Consider the following 3,912-nt stretch of genomic DNA (forward strand, 5'->3'; position numbering starts at 1 on the left):
AACTATTCGACCGTAACAGACTTAGCGAGGTTGCGAGGCTGGTCTACATCCAAGCCACGCCGTGCTGCAATGTGATACGCCAAAAGCTGTAAGGGAATCACCGCAAGAATGGGGGAGAGCAATTCTTCCACTACTGGTACTGGTAACAAATCGTCAAATGTCTCAGCCGCCTCATGCTCATTCATCGGCGTCACCCCAATGAGACGGGCATCACGAGCTTTCGCTTCCTGAGCATTCGAGAGGACTTTCTCGTAAACCGTACCGGGCATTGCGATCGCCACCACCGGTACCTTAGCATCCAACAGTGCGATCGGCCCATGCTTCATCTCCCCGGCTGGATACCCTTCCGCGTGAATATAACTGATCTCCTTCAGTTTCAGAGCCCCTTCCAAAGCAATAGGGAAATTAATCCCGCGTCCCAAAAAGATAAAATCGTGCGTCTCTGCAAAGCTGTGCGCTAATTCCTCAATGTAACGCTCCTGACTCTCCAGAATCAGCTCAATCTGCGCTGGCAACTGCCGCAAGCCCACCAAAATTTCCTCCATGCGTGTGGCAGTCAACGTCTGACGCCGCCATGCTAAATCCAACGCCAAGCAGTAAAATGCCATCAGCTGGCTGACAAAGGTTTTAGTTGCCGCAACGCCAATTTCAATCCCTGCATGGGTGTCGATAATCTGACCCACTAGATGCCCCAGAGAACTTTCCGGTCGATTGGTAATCCCCAACAGTCGTGGTTCATACTTGGGTAACTGACCGAAACGACGCTTTTTTTCCATCTCCAGTGCCGCTAGCGTGTCAGCCGTTTCTCCAGACTGGGTAACGCCAATCGTCAGCGTATTTGCCGTTAGGGGTGCGGGTGCATAGCGAAACTCTGAGGCATACTGCACCATCGTGGGAATGCCCGCTAACTGTTCCAGCAAGTATTTCCCTACTAAACTTGCGTGCCAGCTGGTGCCACAGGCGAGAATTTGAATGTGTTCTAAATCAGCGTACAGTTCCGGCGACAAACCGAGATTAATCGGGGATTGAGTAATATCCGCTGAGTTCCAATTCGCTTCTAGGTAAGCTTCTAAACAATTACGCACCACGCCCGGTTGTTCATAGATTTCCTTGAGCATGAAGTGCCGGAAGCCCTGTTTTTCCACCAAGACAGGATTCCAGTTCAGGGTGCGAGGATATTTCTTCAAGCGTTCCCCTGCAAAGTTGTAGACTTCAACCCCCAGTGGAGTGAGTCGCGCCAGTTCACCATTCTCTAGGGTTAGCACGGCGCGAGTATGAGGGACTAGTGCGGGTGTATCCGAGGCACAGAAAAATTCTCCCTGACCAAATCCAATGGCTAACGGTGCTTGTTGCCGTGCGACAATGAGTTCATCGGGATAGTCAGCTGAGATGATTGCGATCGCAAATGCCCCTTTGAGTTTGTTCACCGCACCCCGAACGGCCTCTAGCAAGGAATTGGCATGTTGAGGGTTAGAAGGTTGCGTGTGCAACAACAACTCAGCAATTAAGTGGGGAATCACTTCGGTATCGGTATCCGAGCGAAACTCATGCCCTCGCTCCTTTAATTCTTCCCGCAACTCCCGGTAGTTTTCAATAATCCCATTCTGCACGACTGCCACCCTCCTGGCTGTATCCATATGAGGATGGGCGTTATACTCCTCTGGCTTGCCATGAGTGGCCCAACGAGTATGTCCAATGCCGATTTTAGCGGGGTTGACTTCCCGTTCTACCTTTTCCCGCAAGTTGTAGAGTTTGCCCTTAGCCCGAACACAGTGAATCTCACCTTCCAAAACTGTGGCAATACCTGCTGAATCGTAGCCTCGGTACTCCAGTTTCTCTAATCCAGCTAGCAAAATGTCCGTAGCCGTTTGGGTGCCTATATAGCCGACGATTCCACACATCTACCCCATCACTCCTGCTTCATACAGCATGTTTTACAAACTACTTGCCTATATATGAGTACGTCAAGAAGCTTTTCCTTGTTATCCCGACAATGATAGTCATTCCACACAAAAAAAAGGAAGCCAATTGGCTTCCTCTGTAAATTTAATTCCAAACGCTTCTTAAGGATGATTCCTATAGGAATGCCACAACCGCAATAATCGAGTGATTTTGACTGACTGTTTAGTAAGCCAAGCCCATACTGCGAGTGGTTTCTGCACCCAGGTATACTCGGATACTCAGAAAGTCAGTAGGGCAGGCTGTTTCACAGCGCTTACAACCTACGCAGTCTTCTGTACGGGGAGAAGAAGCAATTTGAGCCGCCTTACAGCCATCCCAGGGAACCATCTCTAGAACGTCTGTTGGACAAGCGCGAACGCACTGAGTGCAACCAATGCAAGTATCGTAAATTTTGACGGTATGAGACATTGAATAACAACTCCAAACGAGAGTTCTCCACTCACGAATGAGTAAGACTCAGGATCAAGGGTTAGTTTACCGCAGGGCTTTCATCACCTTAGACAAGAGGTTACAGAACTTCAAATTCCTTGACAAATTGCTAGGAGAGCGCCAGAGGGAAATCAGGGGACAAAAGCCACAAAACGTTTCTAAAATTTAGGGACACGGCAAAGCCGTGCCCCCGTAAAACTGATAGATTTCCATCCAGTTCAGCTCATTCAGTTTTAATCTATTTCAGAGATGCACCCCTTACTGTCGTCCAACCGATTGCCGCCTTAACGGCACGGCCTGCCGTTGGATACCCGAACGGCTGTAGGGCGATCGCCTTTGAACACTATTCGCTCCTTTGGACAAACTTTATGGAGCTTCTCCACCCACACTGATTGCCGTATTGAACACATCCGCATCAGTTAGGGTGATATCACTCATCAGGGCTTCCCCGACATCTGCACTATACAGGTGAGCCTCTGTGAAATTTACATTGATCAGGTTAGCACCAATTAAGCTCGTACTATTAACAAAGGCTTTGGTTAAGTTCGCTCCCTTAAGGTTAGCGCCCGTTAAATCAGCCCCCTCTAAATTGGCATTAACGAGGTTAGCTCCCTGTAAATTAGCATTTCTTAAATCAGCACCGATGAGATGGGCACCTGTGAGGTTTGCTCCTGATAAATCACACCCCGGACATTCATAAGTTTCCAGCAATTGTTTAACGTGGGCGGGGTTTTCAGCTTTAACTGGAGCGGCTAAAAAGGTAGTACTCAATAAAGCTACTGTTACCAGATATTTCAGTTGCATGTTTCGTTACCTCCTCAGGTGTTAGTAACTAGTCAATAGCCTCTATCAATAGGTTGCTGGATTTAATCCACTCTTGTCGTCCTACATTGGGATGATTCCTTTAAATGAGAGACTTTATCTCTCTTACAATTTTACTGTTTTTTTAGGCCAAATGATAGATTAATAGATGTTTCAGTTAAAACTCTTAAAGCTTTAATTTCTATAGAAAAGGCAACGAAAGGCAACTCGATTTGGATATTTATTCATTTAGGAGGATACGGTTGTCTAACATGTTAACTGAGAGCAGGCGGACTGTGAGGGTAGAGTGTGGAGGGTGATTTGCGGTCCCTTGAGGCTTGCTTTGCCGGCCTTCGTCTTGTTGCGGTAACGCTTGACTGCTGGGAACCTCCTCACTCAAGCTCTCAGGATACAGGTCAAAGCTTTTCCTGATCGGAGTAGCCATGCATCACAAAGAGCGCGATCGCAAAGCTTAAGGTCACACTTCTGGATGCTTTAAATCACAAGATAGTGTTTGGAAAATAAGCAACTATCTTTGGATAGATACCTATGCATTCATCCGGTCTTGAGGAAAATTATAAAAAAATGCAACTTTCCAATTCATCTTCTGTGCAGACACCCCAGCCTGTTTTACACAAATCGTTGAATCAAACAGATAGTGTTGGTAACACCGTTACGGGAGTTCTGCTCATTATCCTTCCTATCTGTCTTGTATTAGGA

Annotated in this window: 3 protein-coding genes; all 3 read right to left on the bottom strand. The window is 47.3% G+C overall.

Annotation, left to right across the window (positions count from 1 at the left end; genetic code table 11):
• Positions 1-2 precede the first annotated feature (2 nt).
• Positions 3-1,901, bottom strand: a complete 1,899-nt coding sequence (glmS, locus tag V6C93_RS17195) for a glutamine--fructose-6-phosphate transaminase (isomerizing) (protein ID WP_333477896.1) — start codon at positions 1,899-1,901, stop codon at positions 3-5.
• 223 nt (positions 1,902-2,124) lie between these two features.
• Positions 2,125-2,370 carry a photosystem I iron-sulfur center protein PsaC gene (psaC, locus tag V6C93_RS17200; RefSeq protein ID WP_012411495.1) on the bottom strand — a complete coding sequence of 82 codons (246 nt, stop codon included), beginning with the start codon at positions 2,368-2,370 and terminating at the stop codon, positions 2,125-2,127.
• A 387-nt stretch (positions 2,371-2,757) separates the two neighbouring features.
• The gene (locus tag V6C93_RS17205) at positions 2,758-3,195 is read right to left on the bottom strand and encodes a pentapeptide repeat-containing protein (RefSeq protein WP_333477897.1); all 438 of its coding nucleotides are present in this window, start codon (positions 3,193-3,195) and stop codon (positions 2,758-2,760) included.
• Positions 3,196-3,912 lie beyond the last annotated feature (717 nt).

Origin of the sequence: Allocoleopsis sp. (genome assembly GCF_036703385.1) — a bacterium.
Lineage (GTDB): Bacteria > Cyanobacteriota > Cyanobacteriia > Cyanobacteriales > Coleofasciculaceae > Allocoleopsis.